This is a genomic window from Allosediminivita pacifica (assembly GCF_003054175.1).
Lineage (GTDB): Bacteria > Pseudomonadota > Alphaproteobacteria > Rhodobacterales > Rhodobacteraceae > Allosediminivita > Allosediminivita pacifica.
The window spans coordinates 59792-80554 of sequence record NZ_QBKN01000018.1; the positions used below are offsets into that span (position 1 = coordinate 59792).

Annotated in this window: 21 protein-coding genes; 15 read left to right on the forward strand and 6 right to left on the reverse strand. The window is 68.3% G+C overall.

Annotation, left to right across the window (positions count from 1 at the left end):
• Position 1 precedes the first annotated feature (1 nt).
• From C8N44_RS14375 to C8N44_RS14380, 3 genes are all read left to right on the forward strand, one after another.
• Positions 2–778, forward strand: coding sequence for a squalene/phytoene synthase family protein (locus tag C8N44_RS14375; protein ID WP_107977466.1), 777 nt, complete (start codon positions 2–4; stop codon positions 776–778).
• A 362-nt stretch (positions 779–1140) separates the two neighbouring features.
• Positions 1141–1353, forward strand: coding sequence for a hypothetical protein (locus C8N44_RS23835; RefSeq protein ID WP_244641092.1), 213 nt, complete (start codon positions 1141–1143; stop codon positions 1351–1353).
• Positions 1329–2600: a DHA2 family efflux MFS transporter permease subunit gene (locus tag C8N44_RS14380; RefSeq protein WP_244641091.1), complete on the forward strand. Its 1272-nt coding sequence runs from the start codon at positions 1329–1331 to the stop codon at positions 2598–2600. Before C8N44_RS23835 ends, C8N44_RS14380 begins: the two co-directional genes overlap by 25 nt.
• 79 nt (positions 2601–2679) lie before the next feature.
• On the opposite strand, the gene C8N44_RS14385 is transcribed toward C8N44_RS14380, so the two are convergent.
• The gene (locus C8N44_RS14385) at positions 2680–3900 is read right to left on the reverse strand and encodes an MFS transporter (RefSeq protein ID WP_188758756.1); all 1221 of its coding nucleotides are present in this window, start codon (positions 3898–3900) and stop codon (positions 2680–2682) included.
• A gap of 246 nt (positions 3901–4146) precedes the next feature.
• Here C8N44_RS14385 and C8N44_RS14390 point away from each other — a divergent pair, with 246 nt between their 5' ends.
• From C8N44_RS14390 to C8N44_RS14410, 5 genes are all read left to right on the forward strand, one after another.
• On the forward strand, positions 4147–4779 hold the full coding sequence (locus C8N44_RS14390; RefSeq protein WP_107977467.1) for a DNA-3-methyladenine glycosylase family protein: 633 nt from the start codon (positions 4147–4149) through the stop codon (positions 4777–4779).
• Positions 4776–5441: an alpha/beta hydrolase gene (locus tag C8N44_RS14395; RefSeq protein ID WP_107977468.1), complete on the forward strand. Its 666-nt coding sequence runs from the start codon at positions 4776–4778 to the stop codon at positions 5439–5441. Before C8N44_RS14390 ends, C8N44_RS14395 begins: the two co-directional genes overlap by 4 nt.
• 10 nt (positions 5442–5451) lie before the next feature.
• Positions 5452–6264, forward strand: a complete 813-nt coding sequence (locus tag C8N44_RS14400) for a ferritin-like domain-containing protein (protein WP_107977469.1) — start codon at positions 5452–5454, stop codon at positions 6262–6264.
• Between the two features lie 172 nt (positions 6265–6436).
• Positions 6437–7750, forward strand: coding sequence for a M23 family metallopeptidase (locus C8N44_RS14405; protein WP_107977470.1), 1314 nt, complete (start codon positions 6437–6439; stop codon positions 7748–7750).
• Positions 7740–8297, forward strand: coding sequence for a bactofilin family protein (locus C8N44_RS14410; protein WP_107977471.1), 558 nt, complete (start codon positions 7740–7742; stop codon positions 8295–8297). Before C8N44_RS14405 ends, C8N44_RS14410 begins: the two co-directional genes overlap by 11 nt.
• Positions 8298–8366: 69 nt before the next feature.
• Here the strand turns inward: C8N44_RS14410 and C8N44_RS14415 are convergent, their stop codons facing one another.
• Together C8N44_RS14415 and C8N44_RS14420 are read right to left on the reverse strand one after the other, a co-directional pair.
• A complete protein-coding gene (locus C8N44_RS14415; RefSeq protein ID WP_107977472.1) occupies positions 8367–8864 on the reverse strand; it encodes a YbjN domain-containing protein in 498 nt (165 codons plus the stop codon).
• A gap of 81 nt (positions 8865–8945) precedes the next feature.
• Positions 8946–9530 (reverse strand): HNH endonuclease, encoded by a 585-nt coding sequence (locus tag C8N44_RS14420; protein WP_107977473.1) that lies wholly within the window; start codon positions 9528–9530, stop codon positions 8946–8948.
• Between the two features lie 234 nt (positions 9531–9764).
• Between C8N44_RS14420 and C8N44_RS14425 the strand changes: the two genes are divergently transcribed.
• Positions 9765–10199 carry a VOC family protein gene (locus C8N44_RS14425; protein ID WP_107977474.1) on the forward strand — a complete coding sequence of 145 codons (435 nt, stop codon included), beginning with the start codon at positions 9765–9767 and terminating at the stop codon, positions 10197–10199.
• A gap of 157 nt (positions 10200–10356) precedes the next feature.
• On the opposite strand, the gene C8N44_RS14430 is transcribed toward C8N44_RS14425, so the two are convergent.
• Positions 10357–10809, reverse strand: coding sequence for a peroxiredoxin (locus tag C8N44_RS14430; protein WP_107977475.1), 453 nt, complete (start codon positions 10807–10809; stop codon positions 10357–10359).
• A 159-nt stretch (positions 10810–10968) separates the two neighbouring features.
• On the opposite strand from C8N44_RS14430, the gene C8N44_RS14435 reads away from it, so the two are divergent.
• From C8N44_RS14435 to C8N44_RS14450, 4 genes are all read left to right on the forward strand, one after another.
• Positions 10969–14175 carry a DUF3971 domain-containing protein gene (locus tag C8N44_RS14435; protein WP_245412994.1) on the forward strand — a complete coding sequence of 1069 codons (3207 nt, stop codon included), beginning with the start codon at positions 10969–10971 and terminating at the stop codon, positions 14173–14175.
• A 17-nt stretch (positions 14176–14192) separates the two neighbouring features.
• Positions 14193–15230 carry a tRNA preQ1(34) S-adenosylmethionine ribosyltransferase-isomerase QueA gene (queA, locus tag C8N44_RS14440; protein ID WP_107977477.1) on the forward strand — a complete coding sequence of 346 codons (1038 nt, stop codon included), beginning with the start codon at positions 14193–14195 and terminating at the stop codon, positions 15228–15230.
• A 137-nt stretch (positions 15231–15367) separates the two neighbouring features.
• Positions 15368–16702 (forward strand): MFS transporter, encoded by a 1335-nt coding sequence (locus tag C8N44_RS14445; protein ID WP_107977478.1) that lies wholly within the window; start codon positions 15368–15370, stop codon positions 16700–16702.
• Positions 16703–16891: 189 nt separating this feature from the next.
• Entirely contained in the window at positions 16892–17476 is a 585-nt protein-coding gene (locus tag C8N44_RS14450) for a DUF924 family protein (protein ID WP_107977479.1), read from the forward strand.
• 10 nt (positions 17477–17486) lie between these two features.
• Here the strand turns inward: C8N44_RS14450 and C8N44_RS14455 are convergent, their stop codons facing one another.
• Both C8N44_RS14455 and C8N44_RS14460 read right to left on the reverse strand, forming a co-directional pair.
• Positions 17487–18089, reverse strand: a complete 603-nt coding sequence (locus tag C8N44_RS14455) for an HD domain-containing protein (protein ID WP_107977480.1) — start codon at positions 18087–18089, stop codon at positions 17487–17489.
• Positions 18090–18293: 204 nt separating this feature from the next.
• Entirely contained in the window at positions 18294–18947 is a 654-nt protein-coding gene (locus tag C8N44_RS14460; RefSeq protein WP_107977481.1) for an alpha/beta hydrolase, read from the reverse strand.
• A gap of 159 nt (positions 18948–19106) precedes the next feature.
• Between C8N44_RS14460 and iscR the strand changes: the two genes are divergently transcribed.
• The gene (gene iscR / locus C8N44_RS14465; protein ID WP_107977482.1) at positions 19107–19598 is read left to right on the forward strand and encodes a Fe-S cluster assembly transcriptional regulator IscR; all 492 of its coding nucleotides are present in this window, start codon (positions 19107–19109) and stop codon (positions 19596–19598) included.
• A 117-nt stretch (positions 19599–19715) separates the two neighbouring features.
• Complete coding sequence (locus C8N44_RS14470; RefSeq protein WP_107977483.1) at positions 19716–20759, forward strand: cysteine desulfurase family protein; 1044 nt, start codon at positions 19716–19718, stop codon at positions 20757–20759.
• The last annotated feature ends 4 nt before the right edge of the window (positions 20760–20763 follow it).

A 20763-nucleotide genomic window follows, 5' to 3' on the forward strand; every position in this document is an offset into this window, starting at 1 on the left:
CATGGAATTCGACGACGACCTGATTGCCTGCGCGCAGATCGTGGAGCGCGCCGACCCGGACCGCTTTGCCACGGTCATGGCGGCGAAGCCCGCGGCGCGCGCGGTGCTGTTCCCGATCTACGCCTTCAACGTGGAGGTGAGCCGCGCGCCCTGGGTGACCTCGGAGCCGATGATCGCCGAGATGCGGCTGCAGTGGTGGTACGATGCGCTGGACGAGGTGATCGCGGGCGGCGTGGTGCGCCGCCACGAGGTGGTGACGCCGCTGGCGCTGGCCGTGGACGCGGAGGTGGCGCGGCTGCTGCAGCAGGTGGTCGAGGCGCGGCGCAGGGACATCGAGCCGGTGCCCTTCGACGACGGCACGGAGTTCGAGAGCTACATCGAGGCGACGGGCGGTGCGCTCATGGAGGCCGCGTCGCGGGCGCTGGGCGACAGGGACGGGCGCGCGGCGCGGGGCCTGGGCTTTGCCACCGGCCTTGCGGCCTACCTGCTGGCGGTGCCGGAGCTCGAGGCGCGGGGCAAGGCGCCGCTTGCCGACGGGACGGAGGCGGCGGTGGCCGGACATGCGGCGCAGGGGCTGGAACGGTTGAAGGCGGCGCGCGCGGCGCGGCGCAATGTGCCGGGGGCGGCGCGTCCGGCGCTCTGGCCGGGTTGGATGGCGGCGCCGGTGCTGAAGGCGGCGGCGCAGGCGCCCGGGCGCGTCAAGGACGGCACGCTGCGCCCCTCGGAGGCGCGGCAGCGCGGCCGCAGGCTCTGGGTGGCTTCCACCGGGCGCTGGTAGCGGGGGTCGCAGCCCCGGGCAGTGTCGCGGGTGGCCGGCGGTGCAGGGGGCTCTGCCCCCGTCCCTGCGGGACTCCCCCGAGGTATTTCAGGCGAGAAGAGGCGCGCGGGTGGCCCTGCGCGGGCGAGCGCATGAGTGGTGTTCGAGGGGTCGACCCGCGGTAGCCTGCGGCTGGGCGCGTGCTGCGGCGACGGAAGTTTGTGCTTGCATGCACAGGCAATGCCGCGCGCTGCACAGACGCCGCGCCCCCGCGGCTTGCGCGGTACACGGGGTGGACGTAAGGGGGAGAGGGGGCCCCGCGCCCGGGATGTCCTGCCGCGGTCGCGCCCGACCCTTCACCGCAATCGAACAGAGTTACCATCATGACCGAGACGCCCGTTTCCGCCGGCGATAGCGCCGAGATGGCCGCGCCGGACCAGTCGGCACGCAACAGGCTGGTCATCATGCTTCTGCTGGTGTCAGCCTTCACGGTTATCCTGAACGAGACGATCATGGGCGTCGCGCTGCCGCGGCTGATGGTGGATCTCGAGGTGACGGCCAATGCTGCACAGTGGCTGACCACGGCCTCCTGCTGACCATGGCGGTGGTGATCCCGATCACGGGCTTCCTGTTGCAGCGGCTGCACACGCGGCAGGTCTTCATGACGGCCATGGGGCTCTTCAGCCTCGGCACGCTGGTCTGCGCGCTGTCGCCGGGGCTGGGGATGCTGATCGTGGGGCGGATCGTGCAGGCCTGCGGCACGGCGATCATGATGCCGCTGCTGATGACCACTGTGATGACGCTGGTGCCGCCCGAGCGGCGGGGGCGGACCATGGGCAACATCTCGATCGTGATCTCGGTCGCGCCGGCGATCGGGCCGACGATCTCGGGCATCATCCTCAATCTGCTGGACTGGCGCTGGATGTTCTGGCTGGTGCTGCCGATCGGGCTGGGCGCGCTGGCGCTGGGCTACGCGCGGCTGGTGAACGTGACCGAGCCGAAGAAGGCGCCGCTCGACCTGATCTCGGTGCCGCTGTCGGCGCTGGGCTTTGGCGGGCTGGTCTACGGGCTGTCGACCATCGGCGAGGGGCATGGCGACGGCGGGCCGATCCCCACCTGGCTGCCGCTCGTGGTGGGCGGCGTGGTGCTGGTCATCTTCGTGCTGCGCCAGATGAAGCTGGCGCCCAAGGGCCGGGCGCTGCTGGACCTGCGCACCTTCAAGGTGAAGGTCTTTACCGTGGCGGTCATCATGATGGGCTTCTGCATGATGTCGCTGTTCGGGATGATCATCCTGCTGCCGATCTACATGCAGAACGTGCTGGGCATGGAGCCGCTGGGCGCCGGGCTGCTGCTGCTGCCGGGCGGGCTGCTCATGGGGCTGATGGCCCCGCAGGTGGGGCGGATCTTTGACCGGGCGGGCGCGCGCAAGCTGGTGATCCCGGGGTCGGTCTTCGTGGCGGCGGGCCTGTGGTCGATGGCGACGCTGGGGGTGGAGACGGCCGTGTGGCATGTCCTTGTCTGCCACATCCTGCTGAGCATCGGGCTGGCCATGCTGTTCACGCCGCTCTTCACCTCGTCGCTGGGATCGCTGCCGCAGGAGCTTTATTCCTACGGGTCGGCGGTGCTGGGCACCGTGCAGCAGGTGGCAGGCGCCGCGGGCATCGCGCTCTTCGTGTCGGTCATGTCGCTGCGGATCGGGGCCGAGATGGCGGCTGGCGCGGATCTTGTCCACGCCACGGCGGCGGGCACGCGGGCCGGGTTCATGACCGGCGGGCTGATCGCGTTGCTGATGATCGCGGCGAGCTTCTTCGTGCGGCGGCCCCCGGACATGCGCGGGGAGTGACCGGCGCGCGGGCCTGATCCGGGGGATCGGTCGGAATCGAGTCGCCCGCTTTCCGGCAGGAGGCGGGCCTCTTTCCGTTTCAGGCGGTCTTGCCGTCCTCGTCCGAGGGGCGCAGTACCAGCCAGATGAGCGCGCCACCCGCCAGCACGAGGAAGGGCGCCATGGCGAGGTTGACCGCCGCCCAGCCGGCCTCGGGCGAGCCGCCGGAGCAGTTCATGAGACCGCCCGATGCGAGCGAGGCCAGCGTCACGCCACCGAAGACGATGAGGTCGTTGAGACCCTGCATGCGGCCGCGTTCATGCGCCTCGTGTGCGCCGGCGAGCATGGCGGTGGCGCCGATGAAGCCGAAGTTCCAGCCGAGGCCCAGCAGGATCAGTGCGATGAAGAACTGTTCGAGCTGCACGCCCGAGAGCGCCACGGCACCCGCGCCTGCGAGGATGACAAGGCCGAGGGCCACGATCCTTTCCACCCCGAAGCGGGCGATCAGGTGGCCGGTGAAGAAGGAGGGCGCGAACATCGCCAGCACGTGTCCGGTGACGACGTTGGCGGCGTCGTCCGTCTCGAACCCGCAGCCGACGACCGCAAGCGGCGTCGAGGTCATTACGAGGTTCATGAGCGCGTAGGAGACCATGGCGCAGATCACCGCGACGGCGATGCGCGGCGTGGCCAGAAGCTCGCGCCGGGTGCGGCCCTTCGGAGCGTCCTCCTCGGGCACGGGCGGCTTCGGGATGTCGAGCACGAGGAAGAGCAGCGCGCCCACGAGGTTGATGGCGATGACCGCCGCGTAGGTCCCGAGGAAGGGCACGACGTAGGCGGTGGCTGTGAGCTTGACGATCTGCGGGCCGATGATGGCCGAGGCAAGCCCGCCCGCCATCACGTAGGAGATCGCCTTGGGGCGGAAGGCCTCGGACGCGGTGTCGGCGGCGGCGAAGCGGTAGAAGCCCTGCGCCGACATGTAGATGCCGGTGAGGAAGGAGCCCGCGAGGAAGACCGGGAAGGAGGCGATGTAGAGCCCGTAGGCACCGATCGCCCCGCCGAGCGCGCCGCCGGCGGCCCCCGCGAAGAAGCCCGCGCGGCGGCCGAAGCGCTGCATGAACCACGACAGCGGCGTGGCCGAGAGCATGGAGCCCAGCACGATCAGCGAGATCGGCAGGGTGGCGAAGCAGGGATTGCCCGCCAGCGACTGGCCCGCCAGCCCGCCGATGGTGAAGATCATCGGCATCTGCGCCCCGAGCAGGGCCTGCGCGAGGACGAGGACGTAGACGTTGCGCTTCGCGCGGCTGTCGGAGGAGGCGGTCATGTCGGTCATGGGCGGATCGGTAGGCAGGCGCCGGGGGCGGCGCAAGGGCGAAAGCGTCGCGCCCTTCGGGTTGGGGGTGATCCAAAGGTGCGCTTCCGCGCGCATTCATTCGGCGGATTGCGGAGGTGACGTCTCCGGTCGGGTCGTGGACTGGCTGGTCCGTGCTTCCGGCTTCAGGGCTCCGGAGCGAAGCTTGGAGGCAGCGCGGTGTTGCAGGGGCACGCCCGGCGGCTTAGCTCGGGTGGCATGTATAACGGGCGGATCATCGAGACGGACGACTGCGTGCTGGAAGGTGCGGCCTGGCTGGCCGAGGCCGAGCCGCGCTTTGCCCATGCGCTGGAGGTGGCGGGGCCGCTGCCCCTGCGGCGCAGGCCGGAGGGGTTCGGGCAGCTTCTGCAGGCCATCGTCAGCCAGCAGGTTAGCGTGGCGTCGGCCCGCGCGATCTGGGGTCGGCTCGAGCAGGCCGGCGCGGTGACGCCGGAGGCGGTGGGTGCGCGCAGCGAAGAGGACCTGCGCGCACTGGGCCTGTCGTGGCAGAAGGCGAGTTACGCCAAGGCGCTGGCCGAGGCGGGGATCGACTTCGACGCTTTGCGGGAGATGCCTGACGGCGAGGTCGTCAAGCGGCTGGTGGCGGTGAAGGGGGTCGGTGTCTGGACCGCCGAGATCTATGCCATGTTCAGCCTGGGCCGGGCGGATGTCTTTGCCCCCGGCGACCTTGCCCTGCAGGAGGGCGCGCGGCTGCTGTTCGATCTGCCGGAGCGGCCGAAGGAGCGCGCGCTTCGGGGCATGGCGGAGGCCTGGTCGCCGTGGCGATCGGTTGCGGCGCGGGCGCTCTGGGCCTACTACCACGTGGAGAAACAGAGGGAGGGTGTCCTGTGACACGAGTGCTGACCACCGGCCGGCGCGAGCCGGTTTCGGGCGAAAAGCGGTCCTGTGTCGTGTTCCTGCACGGCTACGGTGCGAACGGGGCCGACCTGCTGGGGCTCGCCGAGCCGCTGGGCGAGCATCTGCCCGACACGCTCTTCGTGGCGCCCGACGCGCCCGAGGCCTGCGCGGGCGCGCCCTTCGGCTTCCAGTGGTTCCCGATCCCCTGGATCGACGGGTCCTCGGAAGAGGAGGCCATGGACGGCATGGCGCGCGCGGCGGCCGATCTCGACGCCTTTCTCGACGCGCTGATGGTGGACGAGGACCTGCTGCCCGAGCAGGTGGCGCTGTTCGGTTTCTCGCAAGGGACGATGATGGCGCTGCACGTCGCGCCGCGGCGCGAGGACGAGGTTGCGGGCATCGTCGGCTTTTCGGGGCGGCTGATGGAGCCGGAACTGCTGAGCGACGAGGTGGTGTCGAAACCGCCGGTTCTGCTGGTGCATGGCGACCAGGACGACGTGGTGCCGCCGGCCTCGATGCCGCAGGCCGCCGAGGCGCTGCAGGAGGCGGGCTTCCGCGAGGTCTTTGCCCATATCATGAAGGGCACGGCGCACGGGATCGCGCCCGACGGGCTGCAGGTGGCGCTGGCCTTCCTGCGTGACAAGTGCGGGTTCTAGAGCCTTGGACATGACCTTGTGCGAGATGGCGGTGGACGTTCTGACCACCGCTGACGGGCGCGAGAAGACCGCCAGGTCGCGGCGCTATGCGGCGGCGTGGTTCGCGGCGCGCGAGGCAGGCGAGATGCCCGAGGTGGGGCATGCGGAGGCGCCGCTGCGCCCCTCGCGGCCCGAAAAGCCCGAGTTGCTGGACCCGCGGGACGTACCGCGGCGCCGGCCGGGCAGCCCGCAGGGACGGATCGCCCTGCTGCATGCCGTCGCGCATATCGAGCTGAACGCCGTGGACCTGCACTGGGACATCATCCCGCGCTTTGCCCATGTGAAGATGCCGCCGGGGTTTTACGACGACTGGGTGAAGGCCGCCGACGAGGAGAGCAAGCACTTCAACCTCATGTGCGACTGCCTCGAGGAGGCGGGGAGCTTCTACGGCGCGCTGCCCGCGCACGCGGGCATGTGGCGCGCGGCCGAGGAGACGGTCGAGGATTTCATGGGGCGGCTGGCGGTCGTGCCCATGGTGCTGGAGGCGCGGGGGCTCGACGTGACGCCGGGCATGATCGAGGTCTTCCGCAAGGCGGATGCGACCAGCGCGGTGGCCGCGCTGGAGACCATCTACGCCGAGGAGGTGGGGCACGTGGCCTACGGCTCCAAGTGGTTCCATTTCCTGTGCGGGCGCCATGACGAGGACCCCAAGGATGCGTTCCACACCCTCGTCAAAAGATATTTCAAAGGGTCACTGAAGCCGCCTTTCAACGAGGAAAAGCGTGCGGAGGCCGGATTGCCGCCTGATTTTTACTGGCCGCTGGTGGATCAGAATCGCGGGTAAGGCCTTTCAGTTCGGCGGATTTTTGCCATTTCGGCGGGGGTGCGCCCATCGTGGGGAACCGTTTAGCCAAAAATGTTGCGGATATGTGAAGTGGCGGCTAACCCCTCTCTCAAGGCGCCGGGTTCGGGGGAACCGAGTGTCAGGTATTGAGACGGGATAAAGGGACGACCAAGTGAGAACGCGTCTCGCGATCAGACTTCATGCGCTCCTAGAGGGCTTTTTTCCGGAACGTCGTCTCTTTCTGAGATCCGAGACAGACACAAGGTTCATCCGGCTTCGCCCGGGCACCCAGGCGGTCGCCGCCACCGGTGCCGGGCTCGTCGTGGCCTGGACCATCGTTGCAACGGCGATCCTGCTGATGGACAGCATCGGGTCGGGCAACTACCGGGAACAGGCCGAGCGCGAGCAGACCACATATCAGCAGCGGCTCAACGCCCTATCGGATGAGCGCGATGCGCGGGCCCACGAAGCGGCCCAGGCGCAGGAGCGCTTCAACGCCGCGCTTCAGCAGATTTCGGCGATGCAGACGGAACTGCTCGAATCCGAAACCAAGCGCCGCGAGCTCGAGACCGGGATCGACGTGATCCAGGCGACGCTGCGCAAGACCATGAAAGAGCGCGAGGCTGCCAGCGAACGCGTGGCGAGCCTCCAGGAGCGGATCGAAGGCGGCACTCAGGTGGCCTCGGCCGGCAACGGCGAAGGCGACGCCACGCTCGAGATGCTGACGCAGGCCCTGTCGCGCACTGCCGAGGAGCGTGACCAGGTGGTGGCCGATGCCCAGGATGCGCTGGTGCGCGCCGACCGCATGGCCATGGAACTGCGTAACAAGGAGAGCGAGAACGATCGTATCTTCCGGCAGCTGGAAGAGGCGATGACCGTTTCGGTCAAGCCGCTCGACAAGATGTTCGAAGCCGCCGGCATGGATCCCGACCGCATCATCAGCCAGGTGCGCAGTGGCTATTCCGGCCAGGGCGGCCCGCTGACCCCGCTGAGCCTTTCGACCCGCAGCGAGGAGCCGAGCGACGAGACCCTGCGCGCCAACCGCATCCTCAACCAGATGGACCGGCTGAACCTTTATCGCATCGCGGCGCAGCGCGCGCCCTTCGCGACCCCGCTGAAGGACCCGTTCCGCTTTACCAGCGGCTTTGGTCGCCGATGGGGCCGGCTGCACGCGGGTACCGATTTCGCAGCTCCGCACGGCACGCCGATCTATTCGACCGCCGATGGTGTCGTCATCCACGCCGGGTGGATGTCGGGCTACGGCCGGCTGGTGAAGATCCAGCACGAGTTCGGCATCGAAACGCGCTATGCGCACATGTCCAAAATCCGCGTCGAGAAGGGCCAAAGGGTCTCGCGCGGGGATCGCATCGGTGATATGGGGAACACAGGACGGTCCACCGGCACCCACCTGCACTACGAGGTCAGAGTTGGCGGCGAACCGGTCAATCCCATGATCTATATCAAGGCTGCGAACGATGTTTTCTAAGAGCAAGATCAATGAGCCCGGCCCGAAGGCGGACGAGGCTGCGAAGCCCGCAGCCCCGGAAATGCCGCGTGCCAGCAGCTCTGGTTCCGAGTACAAACCGACCGCACCCAAGGCCAAGCCGCCCGCATCCGTGCTGTCGAACGATCTGCACGTGGTCGGTAACCTGAAGACCACCGGTGACATCCAGGTGGAGGGCACCGTCGAGGGCGACATCCGCGCCCACCTGCTGACCATCGGCGAATCCGCGACCATCAAGGGCGAAGTCGTCGCCGACGACGTGGTCATCAACGGCCGTATCGTCGGTCGCGTGCGTGGCCTGAAGGTGCGCCTGACCGCGACCGCGCGGGTCGAGGGCGACATCATCCACAAGACCATCGCCATCGAGAGCGGTGCCCATTTCGAAGGCTCCGTGCAGCGTCAGGACGATCCGCTGACCGGCGGCAAGGGCGGCGCGAAAAAGCCCGCGGGCGGTCAGTCCTCTGGCCAGTCGGCGCCGCGCGCGCAGGAAAGCTCTTCCTCGACCGAGGCGGAAGCGTCGAACGGCTGATACGGGGCATGTCCCGAAGATTTCACGGGCGCCCGGCGCAAGCCGCGGCGCCCGTTTCGCGTTCCGGCCTCAGAACTCGACGAAATTGACGAAGGTGCCGAAGGCGGCGTCCCAGCGCATGACCATGCGCTCGAAGGCGGCGGGCGTGAGGTCGGTGGCCCCGGGCAGGGCGAGGCTGATCCTCGGATGGCCGTTCTCGTCCACGTAGGCCTGGCCCACGAGCTGATCGAGGTTCCAGTCGTTCATTTCTTCGGCGGTGAAGGCGCGTTCGGTGTCGAAGCCGCCGTAGAACTGCAGGTCCTTGCAGTCGGCGGCCTCTTCGCAGCCGTAGAACCAGATCTCGAACATGGCGCCGCTTGCGCCCGAGACGATCTTGGGGTCGCCGTAATCGTCGGTCGTCAGCAGGGCACGGTAGCCGAGCGCTTGCAGCGCCGCGGCGACGGCCTCGGGGCTGCCGGCGCCCAGACTGGCCTCGGCGGAGGCGGGCGGTTCGGGGGCGGGAGCTTCGGTCTGGGCCATGGCGACAAGCGGAAGCAGGCCGAGGGCAATGGCGGGAATGAAACGCATGAATCTATATCTCCTGGCTGAAATGCCGGAACCATCGGCGGATCACTCGTCCAGGACCGCGCGGTGCAATGTCACGCGCGGCTACGCCTCCAGCTCGGCGTCCCAGTAGAGGAAGTCGAGCCAGCTTTCGTGCAGGTGGTTGGGCGGAAACTTGCGCCCCATGTTGAGAAGCTCGGAAGCCGAAGGCTGGCGCGGCGGCTTGAACAGGCTCATGCCGGCCTGACGCAGGCTTTTGGAGCCCTTGCGCAGGTTGCAGCGCGCGCAGGCGGCCACGACGTTTTCCCAGCTCGTGATGCCGCCCGAAGCACGGGGGATCACATGGTCGAAGGTCAGCTCGGTCTTGGTGCCGCAGTACTGGCAGCGGAATTCGTCCCTCAGAAAAAGATTGAAGCGCGTGAAGGCCACGCGCTTCTGGGGTTTGACGAAATCCTTGAGGACCACGACGCTGGGGATCTGGAGAGTCATGCTGGGACTTCTGACCACCTCGTCGTAGTGGGCGACGATGTCGACCCGGTCGAGGAAGGCCGCCTTCACCGCGTCCTGCCAGGGCCACAAACTGAGCGGATAGTAGGAAAGTGGCCGGTAGTCCGCGTTCAGCACAAGCGCGGGGTGTTGTTTCAGTGCGCCCGGCTCGCGCACGAAAGTCGTCCTGAAATCGCCGTCCATTGGAGAGTCGTCCTTCGCCCGGCCTGCTCGATCGTAAGCGCCAGGGCGGGGTCCGCCCCAACCTAGATTCACTATATCTCGCGTTAAGCTTCTGGCAAGCCCCGCAAGATGCAGTGTTCCGGCGCAGGGGTATCCAAAAAACGTAACTGCTTCGTGACAGGGCAGCCGGGCGGCGGCGACGTGTTGTCCACAGGGCTATTGGGCATTTGCGCGCCGCCTGCTAGGCTTCTGGCCATGACATCGGACGATCTTCCCAACGCAGCGCCGTCGCCCGGAGTGCTTGAAGCGGCCGTCTATGCAAGCGACCTCGACGCCGCTGAGTCCTTCTATGGAGGGGTGCTGGCGTTGGAGAAGATCTCTCGCGTCGGTGACCGTCACGTCTTTTTTCGCGTGGGGCCGGGCGTTCTGCTGGTGTTCAACCCCGACGAGACGGTGAAGCCCCCGGGCAACCCGGACATGCCTGTGCCGCCGCACGGAAGCCGCGGCGAGGGGCACGTGTGCCTAGCCATGCCGGGCGAGGCGCTCGACGACTGGCGTCGGCGGCTCGGGGCGGCCGGTGTGGAGATCGAGGCGGATTTCATCTGGCCCAACGGCGCGCGGTCGATCTACGTCCGCGATCCGGGCAACAATTCGGTTGAGCTGGCAGAGCCGAGGTTGTGGGCGGGGTGATCGCCCCCTCCCTAGCCCTCCCCCTGGCAGGGGGAGGGGACGTGTTGCGCGGGTGACTGCTGGCGCGCACCATTTCGGGCGCTCCGAGCCCCTCACCCTATCCCTCTCCCCGGGGGGAGAGGGGACCTGTTGCGCTTCTTTCCCGTGTCACGCCCGATCAGAGGGCGCGGACGGCTTCGAGGACTTCCTCGGCGTGGCCGGGCACCTTCACCTTGCGCCATTCGCGGGCGATGCGGCCCTCGGCGTCGATCAGGAAGGTCGAGCGTTCGATCCCCATGAACTTTTTGCCGTACATGTTCTTCTCTTTCCAGACATCGTACTTTTCGCAGACATCGGCGTTCTCGTCGGAGAGAAGCGGCACGGTGAGCGATTTCTTGTCCATGAACTTGTGATGGCTTTCGATGCTGTCCTTGGAAATGCCATAGACGTTGCAGTTCGCGTCGATGAACTCCTGCTGGAGCGCGGTGAAGGCCTCGTTCTCCTTGGTGCAGCCGGAGGTGTCGTCGCGGGGGTAGAAGAACAGGACGACCGGGTGCCCCCGCTGTGCGGACAGCGTGACATCGTCACCACCGGTGGAGGGCAGGGTGAAATCGGGGGCCATCTCGGACATGGAACACTCCTTGGGAATAATGGTAAACTGGACGCTATCGCGCCCGGACGGGTGGAGTGTAGCGCGACGGGAGCGTCGATCCAGTGAACGATGAAGGACGCTGAGACGGGGGCAGTGGCGGGCGCGCGTCGGCGCCGGCGGCGGCACCTGTGGTGGGCCGTGCCTCTCTGCCTTTTGCTGGTCCTTCTCGTCGGTGGCGCCTTCGCGCTGAGCGGTCGGCCGCTGCACGCGCCGGAGTGGGTGCGTGAGCGCGTGGCCGAACGTGTGGCGCAGGCTGCGCCGGGGCTGGATCTCGACTTCGGGGAGCTTTCGCTGATTGCGCGGGCGGGCGCACCGCTGCGGGTGCGGCTGGGGAACGTGGAACTGCGCGACGACCAGGGCGTGACCGTGGCCGAGCTTGCCTCGCTCGAGGCGGGGCTGTCGCCGCTGGCGGCGCTGCGCGGACAGCCTGTCCTGCACGGTGCGCGGGCGGCAGGCGCGATGATGCGGGTCGAGCGGACGCCGGACGGGACGCTGCGCATGGCGCTTGGGGGCGGCTTCGGGGATGACCGCCAGATGCCCGCGGTGGGCGAGGTGCTGGCGCAGATCGACACGGCCCTGTCGGACCCGCGGCTGGCCGAGTTGCGCGCGATCACGGTCGAGGGTGTCACCGTGCGTTACGAGGATGCGCGCGCGCGGCGGGGCTGGACGGCCGACGGCGGGCTTATGCGGCTGACGCGCGAGGACGGCCGGCTGCGGCTCGCGGGGAACATCTCGGTGGTGGGCAGCGGGGCGCAGGCGGCTCGGCTGGAGGTGAATGCCGAAAGCGACATCGGCAGCCGGGCTGTCAGTGTCGGCGTCACGTTGCATGACCTGCCGGCGCAGGACATCGCCACCCAGAGTCCGGCACTCGCCTGGCTCAACGCCCTTCGGGCGCCGATCTCGGGGGCGCTGCGCACCCGCATGCGAGAGGATGGCACGCTCGGCACGCTGAACGCGACGCTGCAGATCGGGGAAGGCGCGCTTCAACCCACGCTGAACACCCGTGCGCTGCCCTTCGACTCCGCCCGGACCTACCTGACCTACGATCCGGACGAAGGTGTGTTGCGCTTCGACGAAATCGCGGTGCGTTCACCGCTGGGCGAGGTGAGCGCCAGCGGCGATGCGGTGCTGGCCGGAATCGAGGACGGCTGGCCCGACGCGATCGAGGCGCAGATGCGTGTCTCGCGCGTGGCGCTCGCCGAGGGCGCGGCACTGGAGCGGGCGGTGACGCTGGAGGGCGCGGAAGTGGCCTTCAAGCTGGCGCTCGATCCGTTCCGCGTCAGGCTGGGGGAACTGCACGTCACCGACCCGGCGCTCCCGGTGCGGCTTTCGGGGCGGTTCTCGGCCGAGCCCTCGGGCTGGGCGCTTGGCGTGGATGCGCAGCTTGCGCAGACCACGCCGCAGGAGGTTCTGACCTGGTGGCCGCGGGCGTTCCGCCACCAGTTGCGCAACTGGGTGCGCGACAACCTGCTGCAGGGGCGCCTGACCGACGTGGCCTTTGCCCTGCGCAGTACCGCGGGCGAGGAGCCGGACATTCACCTCGACGCCGGGTTCGAGGGGCTGCGGCTGCGCTACAGCAACGATCTGGCGGATATCACCGGGGGCAAGGGTCGGATCGCCATCCACGACAGCCGCCTCGGCGTCTGGCTGGAGGAGGGCGAGGCCGATCCCGGACGGGGCGGGGTGCTGTCGCTGGCAGGGGCGCGCTTTACCATCGACCGGCTGGGGCAGGACCCGATGACCGGCAAGCTGGACCTCGTGGCCGAGGGCAGCGCCGAGGCCGCGCTCGCCTATATCGACAACCCCTCGTGGCGGGTGCTGTCGCGGACGGGGCGCGATCCGGGGCTTGCCACTGGACAGGTGGACCTGGCCGGAACACTGAGCCTGCCGCTGATGCGCAATATCCCGCGCGACGAGGTCGTGATGGATTTCGAGGGGGTGCTGCGGGATGTGGAAAGCGACAGCCTCGTGCCGGGCAAGACCCTCACGGCGGACCGGCTGGCGCTGCGTCTGGACAGTGACCGGGTCGAGGTGGAGGGCGGCGTGGAGCTGTCCGGCCTGCCGGCGACGGGGCGCTGGACGCAGCCGATCCGCGGCGGCGCGCCCGGCGAGGTGCGCGCGCAGGTCGAGCTGAGCCCCGGCGCGCTGGCCGATTTCGGCATACCCTTGCCGCCGGACATGCTGAGCGGGCGCGGCACGGGCGACCTGGCTTTGGATTTCCGCGAGAGCGGGCCGCCGGACTTCCGGCTGACCAGCGCGCTTGACGGGCTGGGGGTCGAGATCGCGCCGCTGGGATGGCGCCTGACGCAGGGCCAGAGCGGGCGCTTCGAGATCGCGGGGCGGCTTGGGTCGCCCGTGCGGATCGACGGGCTTTCGCTTTCGGGCGCGGGACTCTCGGCCGAAGGCGGGTTGAGCCTGAACGGAAGCGGCGGTTTCGACGCGCTGCGACTGGACCGGCTGACTCTCGGCAACTGGCTGGATGTCGAGGGTGTGCTGGCCGCACGCGGGCCGGGGCAGATCCCTGCGATCGAGCTTTCGGGTGGCCGCGTGGATATTCGCGGTCTGCCGGACGGCAGCGGTGGCGCAGGGGGGGGCGGATCGCCAGTGCCGCTGACACTGGCGCTGGACCGGCTGGAGGTCACCGACCGGATCTGGGTCGAGGACATGCGCGGGCGCTTTTCGCTCGGCTCGGCGCTGGTCGGCAGCTTCGAGGGCGTGCTTGGCGGCGAGGAGGAGATCGTGGGCGAAACCTCGGCGGCGCCGGGGGGCACGGCGCTTCGGGTCTATGCCGAGGATGCGGGCGACGCAGTCGATGGCGCGGGATTGCCCTTCCGGCTCGAGAACGGCCCGCTGGAGCTGCGGCTGGTGCCGGTACCGGGGTTGCAGGGCACCTATGACGGGCAGCTTGCCATCCGGCAGACGCGGCTGCGGGGCATGTCCGCGATCGCGGCCCTGCTGGACGCGATCAGCCTTGTGGGCATTCTCGACCAGCTGAACGGACCGGGGATCTTCTTTTCCGATGTGGATGCGCGGTTCCGCCTGAGCCCCCAGCAGATCGTGCTGCAGGAAGGCACGGCTGTCGGGCCCTCGATGGGTGTCTCTCTGGACGGGTACATCAATCTCGCGCAGCAAAGGGTGGACCTTCAGGGCGTCCTTTCGCCGATCTACATCCTGAACGGCATTGGGCAGCTCGTTTCGCGCCGGGGCGAGGGGCTGATCGGTTTCAACTTCAACCTGCGGGGGCCCTTCTCGGGGCCGCAGGTCTCGGTGAACCCGCTTTCGGCCCTGACACCGGGGATCTTCCGTGACATTTTCCGCCGGCCGCGACCCGAGGTGTCGCAGTAACGGCGGAAGGACGACCCATGAAGCTCAGCGATTTCGATTTTGACCTGCCCGAGGGGCGCATCGCCACGCGTCCGGCAAGCCCACGGTCCTCGGCCCGGCTGCTGGTGGCGCAGGGAGATGCGATCACCGACGGGGTGGTGACGGATCTGGTCGACTGGCTGCGTCCCGGCGACCGGCTGGTGCTGAACGACACGCGGGTGATCCCGGCGCGGCTGAGCGGGACGCGGCGGCGGGGCGAGAGTGAGGCGCGGATCGAGGCCACGCTGCTGGAGCCGCAGGCGGACGGGACCTGGGCGGCACTTCTGAAACCGCTGAAACGGGTGAAGGACGGCGAGGAGATCCGTTTTTCCGATGCGCTCAGTGCAGTGGTCGAGGCCCGCGAGGACGGACAGGCCCGGCTGCGGTTCAACCTTTCGGGCGAGGATTTCGACGCGGCGCTGGAGGCGGCGGGCGCGATGCCGCTGCCGCCCTATATCGCCGCGCTGCGCGCCGCGGACGAGAAGGACCGCGAGGATTACCAGACGGTCTGGGCGAAGAATTCGGGCGCCGTGGCGGCCCCGACGGCCTCGCTGCATTTCGACGAGGCTTTGCTGGCGGCGCTCGAGGCAAAGGGCGTGGCGTTCACGCATGTCACCCTGCACGTGGGCGCGGGCACTTTCCTTCCGGTGAAGGTCGACGACGTCACACAACACAGGATGCACGGGGAGTGGGGCGAGGTAAGCGAGCACGCCGCGCAGGAGATCTCCGCTACGAAGGCCGCGGGTGGGCGGGTGATCCCGGTCGGCACCACGGCGCTTCGACTGATCGAGACCGCGGCCGAGGGCGGCGAGATCGCGCCCTTCTCGGGCGTTACCGAGATCTTCATATATCCAGGATACCGCTTCCGGGTGACCGATGCGCTGATGACGAATTTCCACCTGCCGAAGTCCACTCTGCTGATGCTGGTCTCGGCACTCATGGGGCAGGATCGGACCCGGCGGATTTACGACCATGCCGTAGCGGAAGGGTACCGCTTTTTCTCTTACGGTGACGCGTCTTTGTTAATACCGGAGTGATCCCGGAACTTCGCCCGACAGGCGGCGCGTTAGCCCGGGCGCGACATCCCGAGGGCCGGAAAAGCCGCTTTCCGTCGCGCAGTTGTAATCGATAACGGTTAGCCCGGCGTGGAGCGCGGGCAGAGACCGGGGGACTGATGCTGGACGTACTTAGACATTCCTGGGCGCTGCTTCTGGGTATGGCGCTTCTCATGGTGGGCAACGGCCTTCAGGGCACGCTTCTGGGTGTGCGCGGGACGGCTGCGGGCTTTTCGGCTTTCGAGATGTCGATGGTCATGTCGGGCTATTTCGCCGGTTTTCTGTTCGCGTCACGCATGACCCCGGACATGATCCGCAGGGTCGGGCACGTGAGGGTTTTTGCCGCGCTGGGCTCGCTCATCTCGGCCATGCTGATCCTCTTCCCGGCGGTGCAGGACCCGATCGCCTGGACAGTGATGCGCGTGATCCTCGGCTTCTGTTTCTGTGGCGTCTACGTGACCGCGGAAAGCTGGCTGAACAATTCGGCCAACAACGCGACGCGGGGCAAGGCGCTCTCGGCCTACATGATCGTGCAGATGGCGGGCATCATCGCCGCGCAGGCGCTGCTGGTGATTCCGGATGCGAGTGGCTTCCTGCTCTTCGTGATTCCGTCGGTGCTGGTGTCTGTGGCCTTTGCGCCGATCCTTTTGTCGATCTCGCCCACGCCGGCCTTCGACTCCACCAAGCCCATGAACCTGCGCGAGCTCTACAAGACCTCGCCGCTGGGAATCGTGGGCATGTTCCTGCTGGGCGGCGTGATCTCGGCGCAGTTCGGCATGGCGGCGGTCTATGCGACCGCGGCGGGGCTGAAGCTCGCGCAGATCTCGATCTTCGTTGCGGCCTTCTACGTGGGCGCGCTGGTGCTGCAGTATCCGCTGGGCTGGCTGTCGGACCGGATGGACCGGCGCCTGCTGATCACCGCCGTGGCCGCCATGGGTGCGGGCGCGGCCGTGGTGGCGGCGCTGCTGGGCAGTGTCTTCACGATCCTCGTGGCGTCAGCCTTCGTGGTCGGCGGAGCGACCAACCCGCTCTATTCGCTGCTGATCGCCTATACCAACGACTTTCTCGATCACGAGGACATGGCCAGCGCGTCGGCAGGGCTGCTGTTCGTGAACGGCGTGGGCGCCGTGTCGGGGCCGCTTGCCATCGGCTGGGTGCTGCAGGTGGTGGGTCCTCCGGGCTATTTCCTGCTGATCGCGGCGCTGCTGGGGCTGATGACGCTCTATGGTCTCTATCGCATGACGCGCCGCGCGGCGCCGGCCGCGGGCGATACCGGTGTCTATACGCCGCTGGCCATGCAGGGCACGCCCGTGGTGGTCGAGGCGGCGCAGGGCTATGCCGCTGAAGCCGCCGCCGAGGCAGAGGCCGAAGCCGAGACGGAAACGCAGGCAGAAGCGGCGCCGACCCGACAGCACGAACAGGCCGAGCAACAGACCGCCGACCGCGCTGCATGAGCGTATTCGGTGCCGTGCCCGCGCCCTGCGACGTAGGATTGCCGCGAATTTCGGCATGCGCCAATATCGCGGCATCTTCCTGCTGCCTGTTGGAAACTGACGGAAATAGTGACTGGTCTGCACCGCCGGGAGGGCGTTAGCCTTCTTTCCCAGAGGCAGGTCTTGCGTGAGCAAAGAGAGGAGGCGGACATGTCGATGCCTGAGAACGTTCTGGCCTATTGGCTGGACGAGGTGGGGCCAAAGGGCTGGTACCGACAGGACGACGAGGTCGACGAGGAGATCCGGGCACGGTTTCTCGGCACCTGGGAGGGGCTCATGCAGGGGCGCTACGCCCTCTGGCTGACCTATCCGAGCGGGGCGCTGGCCTACATCATCCTCGCGGACCAGTTTCCGCGGAACATGTTCCGGGGAGAGGCGAAGGCGTTTTCGTCGGACGCGGTCGCCATGGCGGCGTCAAAGCAGTCGATCCACCGCGGCTGGGACATGAAGATCGATCCGCCCGCGCGCCAGTTCTTCTACCTTCCGCTGATGCATTCCGAGAACGCCTGCGATCAGGATCGCTGCGTGCGGCTGATGAAGGAGCGGCTGGGCGCCGAGGGGGAGGACAACCTCCTGCATGCCCGTGTCCACCGCGAGATCATCCGCCGCTTCGGGCGCTTTCCCTTCCGCAACGCCGCGCTCGGGCGCGAGACTTCGGGGCCGGAGCGGCGCTTCGTGGAGGACGGGGGCTACGGCCGCGTTCTCAACGAGATGAAAGAGGGTGTGCCGGCCTGACTGGCGGCGCTCAGGCGCGCCCCGCGAGCCGGTCGAAGACGGCCCGTGCGCGGGGGCGCAGCCACTGCCAGAGACCGGGCGCGCCGGAGGCGATCTTAGGCGCGACGCGGGTCTCGAAGGTGTCCCATTCCACGGAATAGTCCGACCAGGATCCACCGCCCGCCGCCATGTTGAGCACCGGGGGTGCGAAGCGGTCGAGGGATTTCGCGAAGCGGGCCTCTGGCGTCTCGTTGGCCTCGAACTCGTCCCAGATGGCGCGGAAACTGGCGGCCTGGTCGGCCGGCAGCAGGCCGAATAGACGGTCGGCGGCGGCGGCCTCGGCGGCTTCCATCGCAGCGGCATCGTGGTCGCCGAAGATGGGATTGTCGCCTGCGTCGATCTCGACGAGATCGTGCAGGAGGAGCATCTGGATCACCCGGGTGGTGTCGCAGCCCTCGGGGGCGTGCTCGGCCAGGGTGAGGGCGTAGAGGGCGACGTGCCAGCTGTGCTCGGCGGAATTCTCGAAACGGTTGCCAGTCACGCGGGTGGCGCGGATGACGGCCTTGAGGCGGTCGGCCTCGCCGAGGAAGGCCATCTGGGCGTCGAGGCGGGGGGTGTCGGGGGCGCTGTCCATGGGGCGGTTCTGGCGCCCTTCGGGACCGGAGGCAAGCGGTGGATGCGCGCGTGTCGGCCGGATGTCCCGCAGCTGTCCCGGGCCGGGAAACTCTTTTTTCCAAGCAATATCAAGGACTTAAAAAGACGAATTAACCATTTGTCAGGAATGTCCCCGGCGAGGGGGTGCCCGCCGGCGCCCACGAGAGGGCCGGCGGGAGGGTGTTCAGCGCGTGGATTCGGTCAGGCGGCGCTTCACGTAGCCCGAGACGGTGCCGAGCATCGGATCCATGTAGGGCTCCTGGAAGAAGTGGTCCGCGCCCTCGACTTCCTCGTGGGTGACGGTGATGCCCTTCTGCTCGCCGAGCTTGCCGACCAGCGTGCGGGTGTCCTGCGGCGCCGCGACCCGGTCGCCGGTGCCGTTGATGATCAGGCCCGAGCTGGGGCAGGGGGCGAGGAAGGAGAAGTCGTACATGTTGGCCGGCGGCGAGACCGAGACGAAGCCCGTGATCTCGGGGCGGCGCATGAGCAGCTGCATGCCGATCCAGGCCCCGAAGCTGAAGCCGGCGACCCAGCAGTGCTTGGAGTTCTGGTTCATGGACTGCAGGTAATCGAGCGCGGAGGCGGCGTCGGAGAGTTCGCCGACACCCTGGTCGTACTCGCCCTGGCTGCGGCCGACGCCGCGGAAATTGAACCGCAGGACGGTGAAGCCCATGTTGTAGAAGGCGTAATGCAGATTGTAGACGACCTTGTTGTTCATCGTCCCGCCAAACTGCGGGTGTGGATGAAGCACGATGGCGATCGGGGCGTCACGATCCTTCTGAGGGTGGTAACGGCCTTCGAGCCGGCCTTCGGGTCCGGGGAAGATGACCTCGGGCATGGGGCGTTCCGGGCTCCTTCTTATGTGCGGCGATATTCTTGACGAATTCGCTCGGCCACCTTAGAACAGTTCTAAACCCGGTGGATGCGCCGCCGGGATCGGCTTGACGCAGATAGGGGATGCGTCGGTCGAGGTCAATTGCCCGAAGGAGGCCGGGACGTGAAGCTGAGCACGAAGGGACGGTACGCGATGGTGGCGCTGGTGGATATCGCGCTGCAGCCGGAAGGCGGGCTTGTGAGCCTGTCCGACATCGCGAAGCGGCAGGATATCTCGCTGCCCTACCTCGAGCAGCTTTTCGTGAAGCTGCGCCGCGGCGGGCTAGTGGATTCGGTGCGCGGTCCGGGCGGCGGCTACCGGCTGTCCAAGCCCGCGACGGAGATCCGGGTGGTCGACATCCTGGGCGCCGTCGACGAGACGGTGGACGCGATGCACAAGGGCGCGGGCGCCTCGGGCGGGGCGTCGGGCAGCAAGGCGCAGTCGCTGTCGAACCGGCTGTGGCAGAGCCTGTCGGCGCAGGTCTACGTGTTCCTGCACACCGCAAGGCTGTCGGACGTGGTGGAGCGCACGCTGGCGCCCTGTCCGGCGGTGCCGGCGCTGTTTGCCGTGGTCGACGAGGAAGACGAAGCGCGGGAGGCCAATGCCCTGTCCTGACCGTCACAGGGACGCGCGCCTGGTGGCGCGGGTCGGGGGCTCTGCCCCCGTCGCGGCGGAGCCGCGACTCCCCCGGAATATTTCTGCCAAGAAGAAGCCTGCGGGCAGGAGGCTGCCGTGAGGCGGGTCTATCTCGACTGGAACGCCACCGCGCCGCTACGGGCCGAGGCGCGCGAGGCCATGGTGGCGGCCATGGACCTGGTGGGGAACCCGTCCTCGGTGCATGCCGAGGGTCGCGCGGCCAAGGCGCTGGTCGAAAAGGCGCGCGCGCAGGTGGCCGAGGCCTTTGGCGCCGACGGGGCGGACGTGGTCTTTACCTCTGGCGCGACCGAGGCGGCGGCGCTGGCCTGCGCCGGGCGCGGGCTGAAATCCGCCGATATCGAACACGACGCCGTCGCGGCCTGGTGCGAGCCGGTGCTGCCGGTGGACGGTGCGGGCCGGGTCATGGTGGAGGATCCGGGCACAAGCGTGCTGCAGCTGGCCAATTCCGAGACCGGGGTGGTGCAGGAGCTGCCGCAGGGGCTGGCGGTGACGGATGCGACGCAGGCCTTCGGCAAGCTGCCGGTGGCCTTCAACTGGCTGGGCGCCGAGATGGCGCTGGTCTCGGCCCACAAGCTGGGCGGGCCGAAGGGCGTCGGTGCGCTGGTGATGAGGCGCGGCACGGACCTGGCGGCGCAGATCCGCGGCGGCGGGCAGGAGATGGGCCGGCGCAGCGGTACGGAGAACATTCTTGGCATCGCGGGCTTCGGCGCCGCGGCCGAGGCGGCGGCGCGCGATCTGGCTGACGGGGTCTGGGATCGGGTGGCCGAGATTAGAAATCTTCTAGAAAAGGCCATTGAGGCGGGCGCGCCGGATATTATCTTCATGGGGAAGGAAACGCGCCGCCTGCCCAACACCAGTTCTTTCGCCGTGCCCGGCTGGAAGGGCGAGACGCAGGTCATGCAGATGGATCTGGCCGGCTTCGCGGTGAGCGCGGGCAGCGCCTGTTCCAGCGGGAAGGTGCGCGAGAGCCGCGTGCTGCGCGCCATGGGATACGACACGGCCACGGCTTCCGGCGCGCTCAGGGTGAGCCTGGGGCCGGGCGTGACCGAAGAGGACATCCGCCGCTTCGCCGAGGCGTGGCTGGCGAAATACCGCAAATTCCGCGCCCGAGCGGCGTGAGCTT

Bases quoted from the DNA above. Each gene is read 5' to 3' on its own strand.
- C8N44_RS14390 (WP_107977467.1), top strand. From the start codon at position 4,147: ATGTATAACGGGCGGATCATCGAGACGGACGACTGCGTGCTGGAAGGT.
- C8N44_RS14385 (WP_188758756.1), bottom strand. From the start codon at position 3,900: ATGACCGCCTCCTCCGACAGCCGCGCGAAGCGCAACGTCTACGTCCTC.
- C8N44_RS14400 (WP_107977469.1), top strand. From the start codon at position 5,452: ATGACCTTGTGCGAGATGGCGGTGGACGTTCTGACCACCGCTGACGGG.
- C8N44_RS14415 (WP_107977472.1), bottom strand. From the start codon at position 8,864: ATGCGTTTCATTCCCGCCATTGCCCTCGGCCTGCTTCCGCTTGTCGCC.
- C8N44_RS14425 (WP_107977474.1), top strand. From the start codon at position 9,765: ATGACATCGGACGATCTTCCCAACGCAGCGCCGTCGCCCGGAGTGCTT.
- queA (WP_107977477.1), top strand. From the start codon at position 14,193: ATGAAGCTCAGCGATTTCGATTTTGACCTGCCCGAGGGGCGCATCGCC.
- C8N44_RS14410 (WP_107977471.1), top strand. From the start codon at position 7,740: ATGTTTTCTAAGAGCAAGATCAATGAGCCCGGCCCGAAGGCGGACGAG.
- C8N44_RS14375 (WP_107977466.1), top strand. From the start codon at position 2: ATGGAATTCGACGACGACCTGATTGCCTGCGCGCAGATCGTGGAGCGC.
- C8N44_RS14420 (WP_107977473.1), bottom strand. From the start codon at position 9,530: ATGGACGGCGATTTCAGGACGACTTTCGTGCGCGAGCCGGGCGCACTG.
- C8N44_RS14460 (WP_107977481.1), bottom strand. From the start codon at position 18,947: ATGCCCGAGGTCATCTTCCCCGGACCCGAAGGCCGGCTCGAAGGCCGT.
- C8N44_RS14450 (WP_107977479.1), top strand. From the start codon at position 16,892: ATGTCGATGCCTGAGAACGTTCTGGCCTATTGGCTGGACGAGGTGGGG.
- C8N44_RS23835 (WP_244641092.1), top strand. From the start codon at position 1,141: ATGACCGAGACGCCCGTTTCCGCCGGCGATAGCGCCGAGATGGCCGCG.
- C8N44_RS14455 (WP_107977480.1), bottom strand. From the start codon at position 18,089: ATGGACAGCGCCCCCGACACCCCCCGCCTCGACGCCCAGATGGCCTTC.
- C8N44_RS14445 (WP_107977478.1), top strand. From the start codon at position 15,368: ATGCTGGACGTACTTAGACATTCCTGGGCGCTGCTTCTGGGTATGGCG.
- C8N44_RS14430 (WP_107977475.1), bottom strand. From the start codon at position 10,809: ATGTCCGAGATGGCCCCCGATTTCACCCTGCCCTCCACCGGTGGTGAC.